The 15146-nt window shown below is 66.8% G+C and carries 16 protein-coding genes; 14 read left to right on the top strand and 2 right to left on the bottom strand.

Annotated features, from left to right (window positions below; translation table 11 throughout):
• The first annotated feature begins 56 nt into the window (after positions 1 to 56).
• The 11 genes from ACFXKA_RS38730 to ACFXKA_RS38680 all read left to right on the top strand — a co-directional run bounded on the left by ACFXKA_RS38730 (position 57) and on the right by ACFXKA_RS38680 (position 11407).
• Positions 57 to 2459 carry a hypothetical protein gene (locus ACFXKA_RS38730; RefSeq protein WP_379431241.1) on the top strand — a complete coding sequence of 801 codons (2403 nt, stop codon included), beginning with the start codon at positions 57 to 59 and terminating at the stop codon, positions 2457 to 2459.
• Positions 2456 to 3349: a phage tail protein gene (locus ACFXKA_RS38725; protein WP_379431240.1), complete on the top strand. Its 894-nt coding sequence runs from the start codon at positions 2456 to 2458 to the stop codon at positions 3347 to 3349. The genes ACFXKA_RS38730 and ACFXKA_RS38725 overlap by 4 nt, the downstream gene beginning before the upstream one ends.
• Positions 3349 to 4965: a phage tail protein gene (locus ACFXKA_RS38720; protein ID WP_379431239.1), complete on the top strand. Its 1617-nt coding sequence runs from the start codon at positions 3349 to 3351 to the stop codon at positions 4963 to 4965. The genes ACFXKA_RS38725 and ACFXKA_RS38720 overlap by 1 nt, the downstream gene beginning before the upstream one ends.
• 20 nt (positions 4966 to 4985) lie before the next feature.
• The gene (locus ACFXKA_RS38715; protein ID WP_379431238.1) at positions 4986 to 6014 is read left to right on the top strand and encodes a hypothetical protein; all 1029 of its coding nucleotides are present in this window, start codon (positions 4986 to 4988) and stop codon (positions 6012 to 6014) included.
• Positions 6015 to 6024: 10 nt separating this feature from the next.
• On the top strand, positions 6025 to 7101 hold the full coding sequence (locus tag ACFXKA_RS38710; protein WP_379431237.1) for a hypothetical protein: 1077 nt from the start codon (positions 6025 to 6027) through the stop codon (positions 7099 to 7101).
• 14 nt (positions 7102 to 7115) lie between these two features.
• A complete protein-coding gene (locus ACFXKA_RS38705) occupies positions 7116 to 8165 on the top strand; it encodes a hypothetical protein (protein WP_379431236.1) in 1050 nt (349 codons plus the stop codon).
• Positions 8162 to 8494, top strand: a complete 333-nt coding sequence (locus tag ACFXKA_RS38700; RefSeq protein ID WP_379431235.1) for a hypothetical protein — start codon at positions 8162 to 8164, stop codon at positions 8492 to 8494. The genes ACFXKA_RS38705 and ACFXKA_RS38700 overlap by 4 nt, the downstream gene beginning before the upstream one ends.
• Before the next feature lie 116 nt (positions 8495 to 8610).
• On the top strand, positions 8611 to 9933 hold the full coding sequence (locus ACFXKA_RS38695; RefSeq protein ID WP_379431234.1) for a hypothetical protein: 1323 nt from the start codon (positions 8611 to 8613) through the stop codon (positions 9931 to 9933).
• Positions 9933 to 10391, top strand: coding sequence for a hypothetical protein (locus ACFXKA_RS38690; RefSeq protein ID WP_379431233.1), 459 nt, complete (start codon positions 9933 to 9935; stop codon positions 10389 to 10391). Before ACFXKA_RS38695 ends, ACFXKA_RS38690 begins: the two co-directional genes overlap by 1 nt.
• A gap of 14 nt (positions 10392 to 10405) precedes the next feature.
• Positions 10406 to 11164: an N-acetylmuramoyl-L-alanine amidase gene (locus ACFXKA_RS38685; protein WP_379431232.1), complete on the top strand. Its 759-nt coding sequence runs from the start codon at positions 10406 to 10408 to the stop codon at positions 11162 to 11164.
• A 9-nt stretch (positions 11165 to 11173) separates the two neighbouring features.
• The gene (locus tag ACFXKA_RS38680; protein WP_379431231.1) at positions 11174 to 11407 is read left to right on the top strand and encodes a hypothetical protein; all 234 of its coding nucleotides are present in this window, start codon (positions 11174 to 11176) and stop codon (positions 11405 to 11407) included.
• Positions 11408 to 11522: 115 nt separating this feature from the next.
• Here the strand turns inward: ACFXKA_RS38680 and ACFXKA_RS38675 are convergent, their stop codons facing one another.
• The gene (locus tag ACFXKA_RS38675) at positions 11523 to 12239 is read right to left on the bottom strand and encodes a helix-turn-helix domain-containing protein (RefSeq protein WP_379431230.1); all 717 of its coding nucleotides are present in this window, start codon (positions 12237 to 12239) and stop codon (positions 11523 to 11525) included.
• A 260-nt stretch (positions 12240 to 12499) separates the two neighbouring features.
• Between ACFXKA_RS38675 and ACFXKA_RS38670 the strand changes: the two genes are divergently transcribed.
• Positions 12500 to 12697, top strand: coding sequence for a hypothetical protein (locus tag ACFXKA_RS38670; RefSeq protein WP_379431229.1), 198 nt, complete (start codon positions 12500 to 12502; stop codon positions 12695 to 12697).
• Between the two features lie 67 nt (positions 12698 to 12764).
• Here ACFXKA_RS38670 and ACFXKA_RS38665 read toward each other — a convergent pair whose 3' ends face one another.
• On the bottom strand, positions 12765 to 13265 hold the full coding sequence (locus tag ACFXKA_RS38665) for a MarR family winged helix-turn-helix transcriptional regulator (protein WP_379431228.1): 501 nt from the start codon (positions 13263 to 13265) through the stop codon (positions 12765 to 12767).
• Between the two features lie 107 nt (positions 13266 to 13372).
• Between ACFXKA_RS38665 and ACFXKA_RS38660 the strand changes: the two genes are divergently transcribed.
• On the top strand, positions 13373 to 14311 hold the full coding sequence (locus tag ACFXKA_RS38660) for an EamA family transporter (RefSeq protein WP_379431227.1): 939 nt from the start codon (positions 13373 to 13375) through the stop codon (positions 14309 to 14311).
• A 29-nt stretch (positions 14312 to 14340) separates the two neighbouring features.
• Entirely contained in the window at positions 14341 to 14979 is a 639-nt protein-coding gene (locus ACFXKA_RS38655) for an NAD(P)-dependent oxidoreductase (protein WP_379431226.1), read from the top strand.
• The last annotated feature ends 167 nt before the right edge of the window (positions 14980 to 15146 follow it).

Raw genomic sequence — 15146 nt, 5'->3', positions numbered from 1 at the left:
TGTGAATTGTGGACAAGCAACGCCCACCGGCGATGACACTGCCGGACATTCTCGCGATGACGACCAGCGGGCAGCCGGCTCCCGGGAAGCGGATCACGCTCCCCAGCGGCGCCCTGTGGGAAGGAGGCCCCACTCCGGGAACCTCCCTCGTCACGCTTCCCGACCAGGATCCGATTCTCGTCTCCGACAACGGTTCCGGCGCACCGAACTCCCTCGTCGGCAGGTCCGGCCCGTTCGCCGCGCTGGCCCACGCGTTCGAAGAAGTGCTCGGCCACGTGCCGAACTTCTTCGCGGACCGGGTCGCGACGCAAGCGCTGAACCTGCTCCGGGACAACTCGAAGGGCGACGAGACCGAGACGCGGATCGTCAAATTCAGTGCCAAGACCACGCTGCTCAACCCCGCCAAGCGAGGAGGGCGGTCGACCGACCGATCGGAAGATTCTGAGGACCAGGATGATTCGGTCTTCGACAGGCAGAACCCGGTTCGGCGTGCGCGCGGGGGCATGGTCTTCAAGCCGGGCGATACGGTTGCCGGCGGAGGCCTGGTCACAGGCTCCGGCGGCCCGTCGTCCGACTTGGTTCATCTCGCGGCTTCTCGTGGCGAGTACGTGGTCAATGCCGATGCGACCGCGCAGGCGCTGTCGCTGCTCGAGGCGATCAACTCCGGTTGGGTGCCCTCCGTGGACTTCCTGGCGGGCATGCTGCCGAGTCTCGCGGGCGCCGACCCGAGCCGCACCGCCGCGCCCGGCAACCCCAGCCAATGGCGTGATCTCCTCGGCCAGGGAGTCATCGCGGACACGCTGGGCGGCCTGGGCAATGCCGCGGTCGACGCGGCATCCTGGGCCGGCGCCGCGCTGGGATCGGCCCTCGCTCCCATGTTCGGACGGGGCGGATTGCTCGCCCCCAGGCCTGGTTCGGCCGCGTCCACGACGGTGCGGAGCGATCAAGGCCTGACAGACTCCCGATCCGCGGTGCCCATGACGGCATCCATGCAAGCCACACCCTCTGCCACGCTGGGGAATCTCGGTGCCGGACAGCCGAGTCCAGCCGGGAGCGGAACCGGCGAATTGGGTTCTCTCGCAGCTGCTCTCAGCTCTGGGATCAGCGGTGCGGCCACTGCGGCGGGTAGCCGGCTGGGCGAGGTTCTGGGTTCGGCCATCGCACCCGCCCTCGGTCCGGCCGGAGAACTCGCACCGGTAGTCGGCGAGCAGCTGGGCCGATTGATCGGATCGCAGTTCGGTAGCCAGCTGAGTACGTCACTCACCGTACAGGCCGGACTCGGTGGCGGACAGACGAGTTCTGTGACCGGTACCGGGGGAGCGGCGGGAGCCGCACCGGGCGGAGCGGGAGCGAACTACAGCGAAGGCGGTTCCGCACCGGAACCGACTCCAGATGCCAATGGTGGCGGCAGCGTTGTCAACAACTCCGGCCCGGCGGGCTCGCCCAGTGGCGGCAGCCCCGCTGGCGGTAATACCAATACCCAGGCGCATTGGGAGTACCTGTCCGGTAGCGAGGACGGCACCCTGTCCTCGGGCTGGGCGTACCTGGCACCGGAAGTGAACATTGCCAAGACTCCCGGCATGCAGGTCCAGGCCTTCGTGAAGGACGACCCCAACATCCCCAAGCGGTACGTGCGGACGCCGAAGGGCCTGACCTGGCTCGATGCCCTGACCGGCAAGACGGCGAACGGTGACGCGCAAACCCTTCAGGACGACATTCACCAGTACAACCCCAGCGAAGGCAATTTCACCGATCTGGTGTCGTTGGCCGCCAACAAGGTCGGTCGAGACCTGGGCACGCTGCTCTCCCCGGTGCTGGGGGATCAAGCTCCGGACACGTTGGGCCAGTTAGCCCAAGACCTCATGGCCCCGATCGGACAGGCCTACAGCAATGCCGACCCCAATCACAACTGGACCGACACGATCGGTCGCTGGCTCAGCCAGGCGACCGGTATCGAATGGAGTCCCAAGGGAACCTCGGGATCGTCGTCCGCGAACCAGGTGACCAACGAACAACAGGTCGGCGTCGCCGCTTTCGAATCCGGAGTCCAGGGCCTGCAGCAGCACGGTCTGCTCGGCGGCCTGACCGGAGCGATCTCGGGCGCCGGTTCGACCCTGGGCAGTCTCGCGGGCAATTTCCTCGGAACCCTGGCCGCGCCGTTCCTCGGCCCCGCGGCTGCGCTGGGTCCGATCATCGGCCAGTTCGTGGGTTCGATGATCGGCGGCTCGCTCGCCGAGGAATTCACCCGCCCCATCGAGTGGGCGGGCAATGCGGTGAAAGAGCTGGTGGGCACCGGTTTCGGTCTCACCGATCTGGCTGAGGGCCCGGGCGGGCACACCGTCCGTGGCGATATCTACAACTTCAACGGCATGGACCCGAAGAGTGCGTCGATCGCGGTGGAGCGGGTCCGTCGGCGCCGGGCTGTGGCGCAGCAACGCGGAGGAGGTTTCGGGCGATGAGCCACCAACTTTTGGAAACCCACGGCACGAAGGTGGTCGTGTGGGATGTCAACGGACGAGTGTGGCACCTGTCCGGAGTGAACTCCGGGCGGGAGGGTGTGCGCTTGTCCCAGCAGACCGGCTTCATGTTCGCGCCGGTTCAGCTGCTGGTGTCGGAAGGCGCGCGTCAAGACGGTGCCACCTTCGTGCGGTCGGTCCGCTCGAAGAAGGAGTGGGACTTCCTGGTCGTCATCTCGACCTCGGCCAAAGACGCTGGGGTGGACCCGATCCGGGACTTCCACGCCGTGCACGATGCCTGGTTTCGAGGCTGGTCCACGGACAAGCCGGTGACGGTTGGCTATTACACGCGCCACCAGGGCTGGCGATTCCAGCAGGCGCAGCTGGACGCGGCGCCGGAACCGGTCGGTGAGGTGGACCCGGCCCGAAATGCCATGGCGGTCTACAAGATGTCGGCCACCGCGATGGATCCGCTCGAGCGGCACTTCGACGAGAACTCGGTCTGGACCAATACGGCGGGCGTAGGTCAGGGCATCGTGCGGTTGCGCAATGCCGCCGATCAGCCGGTATGGCCGCGCTACACCATGAACGGCCCCGGAAAGTGGTCGATCCTGGACCCAGTTCCGGGTGATCTGCCACGAATGGTGCAGACGCCGACGCTGACCGCCACTCAGACCCTGCGGATCGACACCCATCCGCGGCACCGGACCGCGACGGTCTACGACAGCTCGGGTGTGAAACCGGTCAATGTGTGGGCGCAGCTCAGGGGCCGCCGCTGGATGCAGTCGATGGACCCGTGGAGTTCCACCGAGATCACCGTGCAGGTCGAGGGCGGCACCACCGCCTCCAGCATCATCGCCTCGGTCACCCCCCGATCCTCGAGGCCGTTCTGATGACCGCGGGCACCTGGGATCCGTACGACGAAGCACGCCGGATGGACGAGCAGTTCCAGGTAGATCAGGAGCAGGCACGCAATCCCGATGTGCTGGTTCGCTATTGGAACAAGTTCATGGAAGAAGTGGGGGAGGAGCACAGCTACCTGTCGCTGCAGTTCACCTATCCGCGTAACTCCGCCGGCGGCTTGAAGATGATCTGCCCGCGCGACATGGTGCACTTCGACCACCTGTTCAACAACCCGGACGGTGAAGACGCCACCATTCCTATCACGGTGAACACCAAGGGTTTCCGGTGGGACGGATACATCACCAAGGCGTCGATCGTCCGGGACGAGAACGGCGTCGAAACCGTCGATATCGAGGCCATCCACGCCTGGAACCACATCGCCACCATCTGCTGCTGGGCGTCGCCGTTCGCGCCGGTACTGGCACAGTTCCCCCGGCATCACATCCTGTTCGGCCCGGTCCGGACACTGGTGACCACCTACCTGTCGATGAACCTGATGCGGTTGCAGGCACCGGGATGGGCCCCCGCGGACGGACCGGACACCCCAAAGTGGAATGCGGGCAATACCCTCTTCCCGATCGCCGTCGTTCCGGTCGACCCTCTGCACGACACCAGTCGCTGGAGTGCGGCCTCCGCGCGATTCGACATGGCGGACAAGCTGTTCCAGCCGATGCTGGAGGACTCCGGTGTCATGCTGACCGCGCGGTTCTTCCTGCCCGAGGAGGACGAACAGCCCGCACCGCAGTACTTCTACCTGGAGAAGCCGACCGTCGTGATCGACACGGTCGACAAGTCCGGCGTGACCGGCAACACCGGTACGCTCCTGGACGGAATCAAGTCCTGGATAGAGGAATTCGCCGACGACGGCACCACGCCGATGCGCTACCCGAACCTCGACTCCACCACCGAGTACGAGGCCGTCTACGGGCAGCCGGGCAAGTTCGGCACCACCAGGAACTTCCCCTGGGTCTGGTACTTCGAAGGCGAGTACTCGGGAATCGGCGCCTCCGAGATCGCGCTGCACAAGCCGACGGCGACCGACGTCATCATCGGCGGCCGGTCCCCCGGCTGGGTGAACGCCGGCATCGAAGTCGTCATCAAGGGCCTGCTGTCGCTGATCGGGTTCGGGTGGCTGTATCGCGGTCAGCTCAACGACGTCTTCCTGGCCTGGATGGTGTACCGCGACATGGAACGAGCCCGCCGGGCCGGGCCTTACGCCTTCCGTGAGTTGTACATCACCGGCAGCGACAAGGCCTTCAACCTCGACGGCCTGGTCGCCGCGCGCCAGGGCCTGCACCTCACTCGCGGCTACACCAGCCACAAGGTGACCATCGAGGACAACGCCCCCTACCTGCTGGGCAGGGACTTCGGGCTCGGCGATCAGATCGGCTTCGCGGTCGGCGAGCACGTGTTCACCGACTATGTGACCGAACTGACCTTCACCGACGATCGGCAGACGCCGGCCGTCTGGCAGATCACCGTCGGCGACGGATCCGACGAAGAGGACTCGGTCGTCAAGGCCTGGCAGCGCCTCGGCCGCTTCGCGGCGGCCATCAAGGATCTGTCCACCGACGTCGGCGCGGATCTGGACCTGCTCATCTTCTAACCTCGCTGGGAGGAAACACCATGGCGGACATCAGTTTTCCCGCCCGAATCACCATTGCCCGGCAGCCGGACGCCGATGGCCTGCCGGTACTGAACGCGAAAGTAGCGCTCTCCGACGACGTGGCGGACCTGGCGCTGCCTCCCGGTCCGGCCGGCGCAACCGGCCCGAAAGGCCGCCCGCGCAGCACCTTTCGAAAGATGGGTGAAATCCCCACCGCCGCGGCGCGCCCGGGTGGACTCGGCGCCGACGACCGCGGCAAGTGGTGGCATCGACTCGACGACGACGGCATGGACGTGTGGGACGGTGCGCAGTGGGTGCACTCGCCGCACGCGGTGGGTCCGCAGGGACCGCTCGCTGAGGCCAATACGCTCGATGTCGCCCCGACCCTGCACAAAGCAGAATTGACCGTCCCGGCTCTGGATTTCGTCGGCAAGGGCGCGAATCAGCAGGTGAAGGTCACCGCACCGGCCGGTCTGGCCGGGCCCACGGGGCCCGCGGGCGTCTCGGGCAGGATCGTCGATTCGCCGGACTACGACCGCTCGACCAGTCCCGGTTCGAACTACGTGTTCGCCTATCACCGTCCCACGCAGAAGTTCCGGCCGCTCCCGCCGCCGATGGGTGTCGGCCCCTGGTCCTGGTTCCAGGAGGACTTCGTGGCGGATCAGGAGGTCGACGCGCCGCAGCTGACCGTCGGTACGTTCACCGTTCCCGCGCTGTCGTTCGGGTGGCGGCCGGTGGTGCAGGGGCATGTCTACCTGTACGGGGCGAGCTCGGCGGTGGATGCGACCGTGCGGCTGGGCAGCTCCGACGGCGTGATCGTGGCCGCCACCCGTCCGTGTTCCGGTGGGTATCTGTACCTGCCGTTGATCACCGCCTACCGCGACGAGGATTCGGTGCCGACGCTGTCGCCCAGTTCGAACTTCGCGACGCTGCCCGCAGGACAGCCGGCCACCTTCGTGGTCAGCCTGAACCGCGTGGGAAACGGCAGCGGGAAGATCGGCTTCTCACGCACCCAAGCGTCGCTCGTCGTCCACGCCCAGCCCATCTGAATGAGGTGACATGTCAACCGTAGGAGAATATTTCGAGTCCACGCTCATTCGCGGGATCGACGAGGGCGTCGGAACGGCGGGGGTCGTGCAGGCGCTGCACGGAACCCCGCGCGATGGTTCTCTCGAACTGATGACCGGCATGCCCGGTCGGGTGGGACCGCAGGGTGAGCCGGCCGCCACGTTCCGCTGGGAAGGCGATATCGCCGACCGGGCCGCGCTGGCGGCGCTGTCGGCGAAGTTGAACACCGCCCATGCGGGTAAGGCGTGGCGCGTACTCGAAACGAACACGCTGATGTACTGGAACGGAACGAGTTTCGACTCCTTCATCGACGCGTTCGGCGGCGCCGGACCGGTCGGGGCACCGTGCAATGTCACGATCGGCACGGTCGCGACCGGTCCGGTGAATTCCGATCTGGTGGTGACCGTGACCGGAACACGCCCGAACCTGGTACTGAATCTGACCGTCCCGCAAGGAGTCAAGGGAATCAAGGGAGCCGCGGGCGGCCCCGGCCCGATCCGGCAGGCGCCCGACTATGCCGACGGTCCGCACGTCGATGGCGCGGTCCCGGTGTGGAATACGACCACTCAGCTGTGGGCGCCCCGCCCCAATCCCGGTCTGCGAGGCCCGTGGTCGATCACGGGCGCACTGGCATGGGACGGCGGTCCGGGCTTCGCTGCCTCGCAGACCAAGGTCGGCACCTCACCGAATACTGTGGCGCAGCTGAAGATTCCCGCCCAGGACGTCGATTGGCGGCCGGTGATCGCGGGCGGCACCCTGATCTTCACCGACGAAACGATCGGCAGCTTCAACACCCGCGTCGACGCCGAGGTTCGCATCGACTCCGCGTCCGGGCAGATCGTCGCGCTCGGCGCCGGATTCCCGTTCGGCGCCGATGGATTCTGCTCCTTCCAGCCTTACTACGGCACTCGGACGATGACTCCCGACAGCTCGGTCGGCGTCGTGCAGGCTGGCCGGGCGGTCACGTTGTACGTGGTGCTGCGGCGAAACCGGGGCGACTCCAACTATTCCTACCGCCAGGACAACTCGCACATCGTGTGCTGGGCCCGTCCGGTGACGGCCTCGTGAGCGTGGAGAACAGCATGACCGACGAACTACAGACCGCTTACGACGAGAACATCATGATCACCATGCGCGGTGTCTCCGACTCGGTCGGCCTGCCGTACACGGTGAATCCGCTGGAACTGGTCGATCGCGAAGCGCTCATCGAGCTACGCGAAGGGCCCGCCGGTGAGCCCGGACCCGACGGCGATCCAGCCTGGCCCTGGCAGTGGCGCGGCGACGTCGCCGATGTCGCGGCATTGAAGACACTGAACCTGACCACCGCCGATGCCCGCAGTGCTTGGCGAGTGGTGTCGGAGAACGCCGTCTACTACTGGACCGGCCTCGATTTCATCGCATTCGCCAACGCGTTCGGCCGACCGGGCAAAGCCGGCCCGGCGAATGTGCTGACCGGCACCGCCATCGCCGGTGCACCCGGATCCTCCGCCTCGGCACGGATCACCGGAACCACACCCGGCCAGAATCTCGAAGTCACCTTCCCCCGGGGCGTCCAGGGTGATCCCGGCGACCCGGGCGCCGCCGGCCGCATCCAGAACGCGGCCGATGTCCTCATCGACACCGATCATCCGGTTGCCCAGGACTACGTTCTCGAATGGAACGCAGCCCTCGGCAAGTTCGTCCCGGCCCCCAACCCGAAACTCGGCGGGCCGTGGGCGATCGGCAAGAGCCAATTCAGCGGCGGCTCGAACCTCAACGATCAGAAGGTGATCGCCACTATCACCATTCCGGGGCAGCCGACGGCCTGGCGCCCGCAAGTGCGCGGTTCGGTCCGGGTCTTGTCATCGAACGGCAACGGCTACGGCACCCGCACCGATGTCGAAGTGCGTATCGGCGGCCCGTCGGGCGAGCTCGTCGGTTACGGCTACGGCTACGACATGAGCAACTGGGATTGGGTGCTGATCGGCCCGAGATTCGAGTACCCGCTCTCACCCACGGCGAATTTCGGTGTGGTGCAGCCCAACCAAACCGTCACGCTCTACGTGATCGCCAAGCGCACCAAGGGCAACCAGTCGTTCTCCGTCGACAACACCGGCGCACAGCTGATCGTCTACGCGGGGCAGGTGTCATGACGACCATCTTCCGACTCCAGGTCGACGTCGGATCGGAGTGGACGGACATTCTGGTACCGAAGGACAGCGAACTGATCTGGACCAGCACCGAATTCGGCAGGCTCGTCACCTACTGGAGCCACCCCGGCGAAACGACCACTACCGCGGACGAACTCCGCAAGCTTCGGATCGATTCTCTCCCGCTGGCGCCCGGGGCGGATTCGGGTAACACCGTCCGCGGTGTCTCCGGGCTGCCCGGTGCCGTCGCCTATATGAAGAACGATCGGCTGCTCTGGGTCTACCGGCAGCCCGCGGAACCGCCCGCGGGCGGCACGGCTGCGGCCGAGTAGATCCGCACACATGGCGCTCAGACGCGCTGACATCCAGCGCGGCTCCGCGGCGGAGCCGCTCTCGCTCTCCGGCATGCCCCTCTCGTGGCTGCCCGCTGTTCGAAAGGCATTGATCGATGGCTGATCTGGCCCCACTGAAGTACGGCAAGGTCGTCGGGCGCTTCCTCGTGAACATCGCCCATGGCCCCTATACCGCCCCAGGCTCCGGAAACGACGATCTCCCCGAGTTCCCGCCCCTCGCAGGTACCGTCACTTTCACCGCGGAGGCGCCGAAGGTACTGGTTGCCGCCGCGCAACCCGCGCCGGCCACCTATGTCCAGTTGCCCGACCACTACGTGTGCGAACTGGATGAACTCGGTTACCTCACCTGGCGGGGTCGGCGCGGCATCCGGCTGGTCGCACCGAACGCCGACACCAATCCGAACCAATGGACCTGGCGGGTCTCTTTCGCGCTCCAGTACGAGGGCGAACCGGTCACCCTGGAGCCGTTCAGCTTCACCGTCCCCGAGTACATGGCCGGCCCGGACCCCGCCAATCCCGACACCGGCGCATCCGGCCTGGTCGATCTGACGCTCGTCTCGCCGGTGCCCGCCAGCCCCGGCAATGCCGTGGTGCGCGGAGAGCGCGGTGCGGGCATCCAGATCGACGGCCAGGCAGCCACCTACGCCACGCTGCCTGCCACGCCGAAAGACGGTGCGCAGTACGTCGTCAAGGCCGACGGGCTGTTGTATGTCTACCGCGCGACGGCCGGTGGCTGGACTCCCAACGGACAGGGCATCGTGATCCGAGGCCCGGCCGGTGCGACCGACTGGTCCGGTGTCACCGGCAAGCCGGCGACCTTCCCGCCGACCATCGGCTCGACCTCGACAACCGCTGTCGCGGGCGATGATTCGCGGCTCACCGACGCACGCACACCCACCGCGCACACGCACACCACCGCGCAACTCTCCGATGCAAGCTCGGTGGGACGCTCGCTGCTCACCGCCACCGACGCGGCGGCCGCCCGCACCGCGCTCGGAACGGTCTCGACCACCGACACCCGGCTCAGCGATCCGCGTCCGCCCACCGCGGCCGGCCAGATCTACGACATCGCGTTCAAGTCCCACACGGGAACTCGCGCTGCGGGTACCGGAAACGTGATGCCGGAAGGGCTTCGCATCGAGCGCTCGATCAGCATCACCTCGATCACCTACCGCGGTGAGACCGCAGGCACCGGCAACCTCGTCGTGGAATTGCGCAAAACCAATGGCAGCGGAAACAACCCTGTCGCAGGCAGTTCGGCGACCATCGCGGCCGCCGCCCACAACACCGACACCGTCATCACCCCGGGCAGCCCGTGGACGTTCGCCCCGGGCGATCGCCTCACCGTCAATATCACCACCGCCGACAGCCCGGCGGGTAAGGGCCTGCAGGTGAGCCTCAAGGGAGTGACGATCTGATGGCCTTCATTGTGGTCGCCCCCGGCGCGGTGCTGGCACCGATGGGCATGGACAAAACCGGTGATCTTCCCGTCGGCAAGGACACCGCCAATCTGAAGGTGTCCGGGTGGGTCGCACGCAGCGGGTATCCGGACACCGTCATCTCCGCCGCCGATGAAATCCTCATCGCAAGCTCGGGCGCGGGCATCGCCCGCTGCACGGTGACCCTGGCCGGGCCCTGGAACCCAACTGCAGGTGGCGGCGCGTTCCATGTGTCGCTCATGCAGAACAGCACCGAGATCAGAGGCGCGGATTTCCCGACCGGCGCGACCTTCGTCGCCCTCACCGATACTCCGATCACCGTGCAGCCCGGTGATCGTCTGTGGCTTGCCGTCACCAACACGACCACCGGCATCTGGGGTGTGACCGCGACGTTGAAGGGTGGTTCCGGAACCTACGTCACCTTCGATGTCGTGTAACGGAGGAACACGACATGACATGGACAGGAGACCCGATCTGGCTCGCGGACGTGCTCCGTGACGCCGGCCTGCACGTCATCGAACACGAGGGCTGGCGTGACCGCGGTCACGGCGACTTCGCCGACCTGCGCGGCGTGCTCTGCCACCACACCGCGGGCGGTGGACCGGACGATTGGCGCACAGTCCAGTACGGACGTCCCGACCTGGAAGGCCCACTGGCCCAACTGGTTCTGGAAGGCGACGGCACCTATCGCGTGATCGCCGCGGGCATTTGCTGGCACGCCGGCCGTGGCTCTTGGCCCGGCTGGCCCACCAACAACGCCAACTACCACGTGATCGGCATCGAAGCGGTCTCCCGTGGTGACGGAACCGATTGGACCTCAGCTCAGCTCGACGCCTACAAACGCGGCTGCGCCGCCATCCTGCGCCGCATCGACCGCACCGCCGCCGACTGCGTAGCCCACCGCGAGTACAGCAGCGAAGGAAAAAGCGACCCCGCCGGCATCGGCATGGACGAATTCCGCCGCGATGTCCAGGCTTTCATCGACGGAGAGGACGCGCCGATGAGCGCAGCAGAAGTCGCCGAAATCAAAGAACTCATCACCGCGGTCTGCGGCCCGATCAGCAGCGACGTCAAAGACATCCGCGAACAGCTGTGCGGCCAGGCCCAGCGCGACAGCGGCCAGTACGCCGGCTGGCCCCAGCTGAACAACCGCACCGTCGTCGACGCCCTCGCCGACATCTACGCCCGCCTGGAACATCTAGAGCATTAGGAGGCCCCGATGTCGAATTCGACACCGCAGACCCCGTTCTCGGCGTCCACGCGACCGCTGGCCACATGGGCGCCGGGAAGCGTCAGCACGGCCGAACTCGCGTCCTCGAGCCGCCGACAGAATGTCTACAACTTCAACAACCTGAATCAGCAGGACACCGCCAGGCTGGTGCAGCGGGTCAACCTTGGTCGGCAGATGAAGAGCTCTGCCCAGGCCGGTACGCGGACTACGAAGTCGGTGTGAGCCGCTCACAAGCCCGGCACACCGACGTCGGCCAGCATCGCCTCCAGCACCGACACGACCGTCTACTTCGACCTGGCCTGACCTGGATTCGACCGTGACCCGGGAAACGCGGTGCTCATGGGCGGACCAGACGGCAAAGCCACCAGCGCCGCCCAGGGAATTCCGGTGCGTATACGCGGACCTGCATCGATTGGACGCGATTCGCGGCCAGGTCGCGGATCGCAACCTGTTTACGGTCCGATCCGGTCGGCGGTCTGCTGTGCCAGAGCTCTTCCCATTCCGGCGCGTCTTGGCAATTCCTGACGAGTTCCTCGGTTCCCGGCTCCGTCGTGAAATTGGGAGAGAGCATTCGAACGCTGTGGAGGAGGTTGTGGGCCTCGTCCCGCCATTCGACCATGACCTCCCGCGCAGCCGGGTGCCGGAACATCCATTCGACGAAACTCATGCCAATCTGCAGACCTGGGAAGGTACGCCGGTGTGTGGTGTTGGCCGCAAGGATGGTGAAGGTCGGCAGCGTGTACAGGCTGGCCGGGCCGGGCAGGGTTTCCAGATCAGCCCGGTCGGCGAGAGTGGGGTCGGCCGCTTCCGAGTCGGTAGAGGTACCGAACAAACCCGGCAGGCTGAGAGCCAGGATGTGGCGGCGGTACATCGGGGCTATCTCCAGCTCGTCGAACAGGATCTGCAACGTGTGCAGGGTCGGTGGGCGGGTGCCCAGTTCGATTTTTTCGATCAAGGAGACGGACAGGTTTGCCTTCTTGGCTAGTTCGGTGCGGGTGAGCCAGGCGTCCTCGCGGCGTTGGCGGATGTAGTCACCGAAGAGGTTGTCGGCCAAGAGTTCTCACCTCTCCCGCGAGCAATTGTATTGCGCTCTGTGTGCGAGGTCTCCCACGGATTGTGCGGACGGAGTTCGTTGAACTCTCATCTTGATACCCCGGATAATAGAACACATGTTCGAACAATAGCTCAAATGCTGCCACTGGCCGCGATGGCGGGGCCGGTGGTGGCGATGGGCGAGGGGCGGAAGGCGGTCTTGTGGACTGGATGGACAGATGTGTCGGGGCGCGGGTCGGGCGGGCCATGAAGGAGGCGGGGGTGAGTGACGTGGACCTGGGGGAGCGACTTGGGATGACGGGTGCTGCGCTCGCCGGCCGGATGGCGCGGCCCGGGTTGTTCCGGGTGGACGAGTTGATTCTCGTTGCCGCAGCGCTCGACCATGATGTCCAGGACCTGCTTCCGCCAGCTGACTGCTTGCCTGGGAATGGCTGTGCGGTCTGCAAGGCCGAAACGTGATCGGTGGCAGGTTGTTTCGACCCGCGAAGGCGGCGCTCTCGAAAAGGGAGCGCCGCCTTTTCGTGTTTCAGTCCAAAGAGATGTCGCCGAGAGATTCGGCGAACTTGCGGAGTAGGGGGATGAGGGTTTCGCGGTCGGTGGGGGACAGGTCGGCCAGGAGGCGTTGCTCGTTTTCCATGTGTAAGGGGAGGATTCGGTTGATCAGGGCTCGGCCGGAGTCGGTCAGGTGGACCTGGATGGCTCGGCGGTCCTTGGGGTCGGGGACGCGTTCGACCCAGCCTTTGGCGCTCAGGCGGTCGATGCGGTTGGTGATGGCGCCGGAGGTGATCATCGCCGCCTTGTTGAGAGCGCCTGCGCTGAGGCCGGATTCGTTGCCGGAGCGGCGGAGGGTGGCGAGGACGTCGAATTCCCAGCGTTCCAGGCCGTGGGTGCGGAAGAAGTCGGAGAGCTCGCGGTCGATGATGCGGCCCAGGCGGGCGAGGCGGCCGAAGATCTCCATGGGGGAGGTGTCGACGTCGGGGCGCTGCTGACGCCAGGCGGCGGTGATCTGGTCGACGGCGTCGGGCACCGGCGGTCTCCTCTCGGGGCGGAATAAATCTCAACATTGAGATACTTGACGGTGAGGTATCTGGATGGTGTTATCTCAACGTTGAGATTATCAATGAGGAGCTATCGATGACCACCACACGCGCCGGAGCCGCCGGACTCGCCGGGACGCTCGCCCTCACCGGGCTCGCGCCACTGGTCTGGGGGTCGACCTACGCCGTCACCACGACGTTCCTGCCGCCCGAGCGGCCCATGTTCACCGCGCTCATGCGGGTGCTGCCCGCGGGACTGCTGTTGCTCGCCATCACGCGGAAACTGCCGCGCGGGCAATGGATTCCACGCGCGCTAGTGCTGGGCGGGCTGAACATCGGAGTATTCACCGCGCTGTTGTTCGTGGCCGCCTATCGGCTGCCGGGCGGGGTGGCGGCGGTGCTCGCCGCGGCCGCGCCGCTGTTCGCGGTCGGTTTCGCCGCACTCGGGCTCAATGAGCGACTCACCGTACGCAAGGTGGCAGCGGCGCTGATCGGGCTGGCCGGCGTGGCACTCGTAGTACTCAGGGCCACAGCCACTCTCGACACGCTCGGCATCATCGCGGGGCTGGTGGCCGCCATCGCCATGGCGGGGGGCACGGTGCTGACCAAGCGCTGGGGACGGCCCGAGGGCATCGGCCCGCTGGCCATGACGGGCTGGCAGCTCACCGCCGGCGGACTCCTGCTGCTGCCGGTCGCCGCCATCGCCGAGGGCGCGCCGCCCGCGCTGGACGGCCGGGCCATCGGCGGCTACCTCTACCTCGGCCTGATCGGCACCGCCGCCGCGTACGCGCTGTGGTTCCGCGGCATCGCCAAGGCCAATGCCACCTCGGTGGCCTTCCTCGGCCTGCTCAGCCCGCTGTCGGCGGCCGTCATCGGCTGGGCCGCGCTCGGCCAGGCGCTGGCCCCGCTGCAGATCCTGGGCATGGCCATCGCGCTGGGCGGCACACTGCTCGGCCAGACCGGATCCGCGCCCCGCACAACGGAATCCGCGCCGCAGACCGATGACGACACTCCCAAGAACCGCGTCGCGGCGTGATTCGAACCCTCGATAAGGAGCGAAAGACCATGCAGATCACAGTGTTCGGAGCGAGTGGAGACGCCGGCAGCCGGGTCGTGGCCGAGGCGCTGAGCCGGGGCCACCGGGTGCGGGCGGTCGCTCGCACCGCCGAGCGGCTGCGGGAGCTGCCCGCGCAGGTCGAGGTGTGGACCGGTAATGCCGCTGATCCCGCCGATGTCGAGAAGGCCGCGGCCGGCAGCGATGTCGTGGTCAGTGCGACCCGCCCGGCCCCGGGCCGCGAGCACGAACTGGCCGAGGTCGCCGCCGCGCTGCTGGAAGGACTGGCGGACAGCGGGATTCGGCTGCTGGTGATCGGCGGCGCGGGCAGCCTCACCGTCGCGGGAACCGGCAAGACCCTCACCGAGCAGCCGGGCTTCCCGGCCGAGCTGGTGCCCATCGCCGAGGGCGGCAGCCGCCAGCTCGAGGTGTTCCGGACGACCCCGCACGCGGTGAACTGGACCTATGTCAGCCCGGCCGCACTGTTCGAACCCGGCGAGCGCACCGGCGCCTACCGCCTCGGCCGGGACGACCTGCTCACCGACGACCAGGGCAATTCCTCGATCTCCATGGAGGACATGGCCATCGCCCTGCTCGACGAGATCGAACAGCCCGCGCACCATCGGACCCGGTTCACCGTCGGCTACTGAGGATTCACCGTCGGCTACTGAAAAACCGCACGGCACAACCGAACACCTGTCGAATGCGCCGCGGGGGGGGTGCCCGGGGAACCCGGAAGCCCCCCCCGCGGTGAAAATAGACGGAGGTACGCCAGCCGGGAGCCGCCGCCCCCGCCCCCCCACGATGAGGGAAAGCG

The sequence above is a fragment of the Nocardia sp. NPDC059228 genome, assembly GCF_042754245.1.
Lineage (GTDB): Bacteria > Actinomycetota > Actinomycetes > Mycobacteriales > Mycobacteriaceae > Nocardia.
This window is presented reverse-complemented; position numbering and strand designations above follow the sequence as displayed.

Coding starts and splice junctions, on each gene's coding strand:
- ACFXKA_RS38720 (WP_379431239.1), top strand. CDS start 3,349: ATGACCGCGGGCACCTGGGATCCGTACGACGAAGCACGCCGGATGGAC.
- ACFXKA_RS38700 (WP_379431235.1), top strand. CDS start 8,162: ATGACGACCATCTTCCGACTCCAGGTCGACGTCGGATCGGAGTGGACG.
- ACFXKA_RS38695 (WP_379431234.1), top strand. CDS start 8,611: ATGGCTGATCTGGCCCCACTGAAGTACGGCAAGGTCGTCGGGCGCTTC.
- ACFXKA_RS38705 (WP_379431236.1), top strand. CDS start 7,116: ATGACCGACGAACTACAGACCGCTTACGACGAGAACATCATGATCACC.
- ACFXKA_RS38690 (WP_379431233.1), top strand. CDS start 9,933: ATGGCCTTCATTGTGGTCGCCCCCGGCGCGGTGCTGGCACCGATGGGC.
- ACFXKA_RS38660 (WP_379431227.1), top strand. CDS start 13,373: ATGACCACCACACGCGCCGGAGCCGCCGGACTCGCCGGGACGCTCGCC.
- ACFXKA_RS38715 (WP_379431238.1), top strand. CDS start 4,986: ATGGCGGACATCAGTTTTCCCGCCCGAATCACCATTGCCCGGCAGCCG.
- ACFXKA_RS38685 (WP_379431232.1), top strand. CDS start 10,406: ATGACATGGACAGGAGACCCGATCTGGCTCGCGGACGTGCTCCGTGAC.
- ACFXKA_RS38725 (WP_379431240.1), top strand. CDS start 2,456: ATGAGCCACCAACTTTTGGAAACCCACGGCACGAAGGTGGTCGTGTGG.
- ACFXKA_RS38730 (WP_379431241.1), top strand. CDS start 57: ATGACGACCAGCGGGCAGCCGGCTCCCGGGAAGCGGATCACGCTCCCC.
- ACFXKA_RS38710 (WP_379431237.1), top strand. CDS start 6,025: ATGTCAACCGTAGGAGAATATTTCGAGTCCACGCTCATTCGCGGGATC.
- ACFXKA_RS38680 (WP_379431231.1), top strand. CDS start 11,174: ATGTCGAATTCGACACCGCAGACCCCGTTCTCGGCGTCCACGCGACCG.
- ACFXKA_RS38655 (WP_379431226.1), top strand. CDS start 14,341: ATGCAGATCACAGTGTTCGGAGCGAGTGGAGACGCCGGCAGCCGGGTC.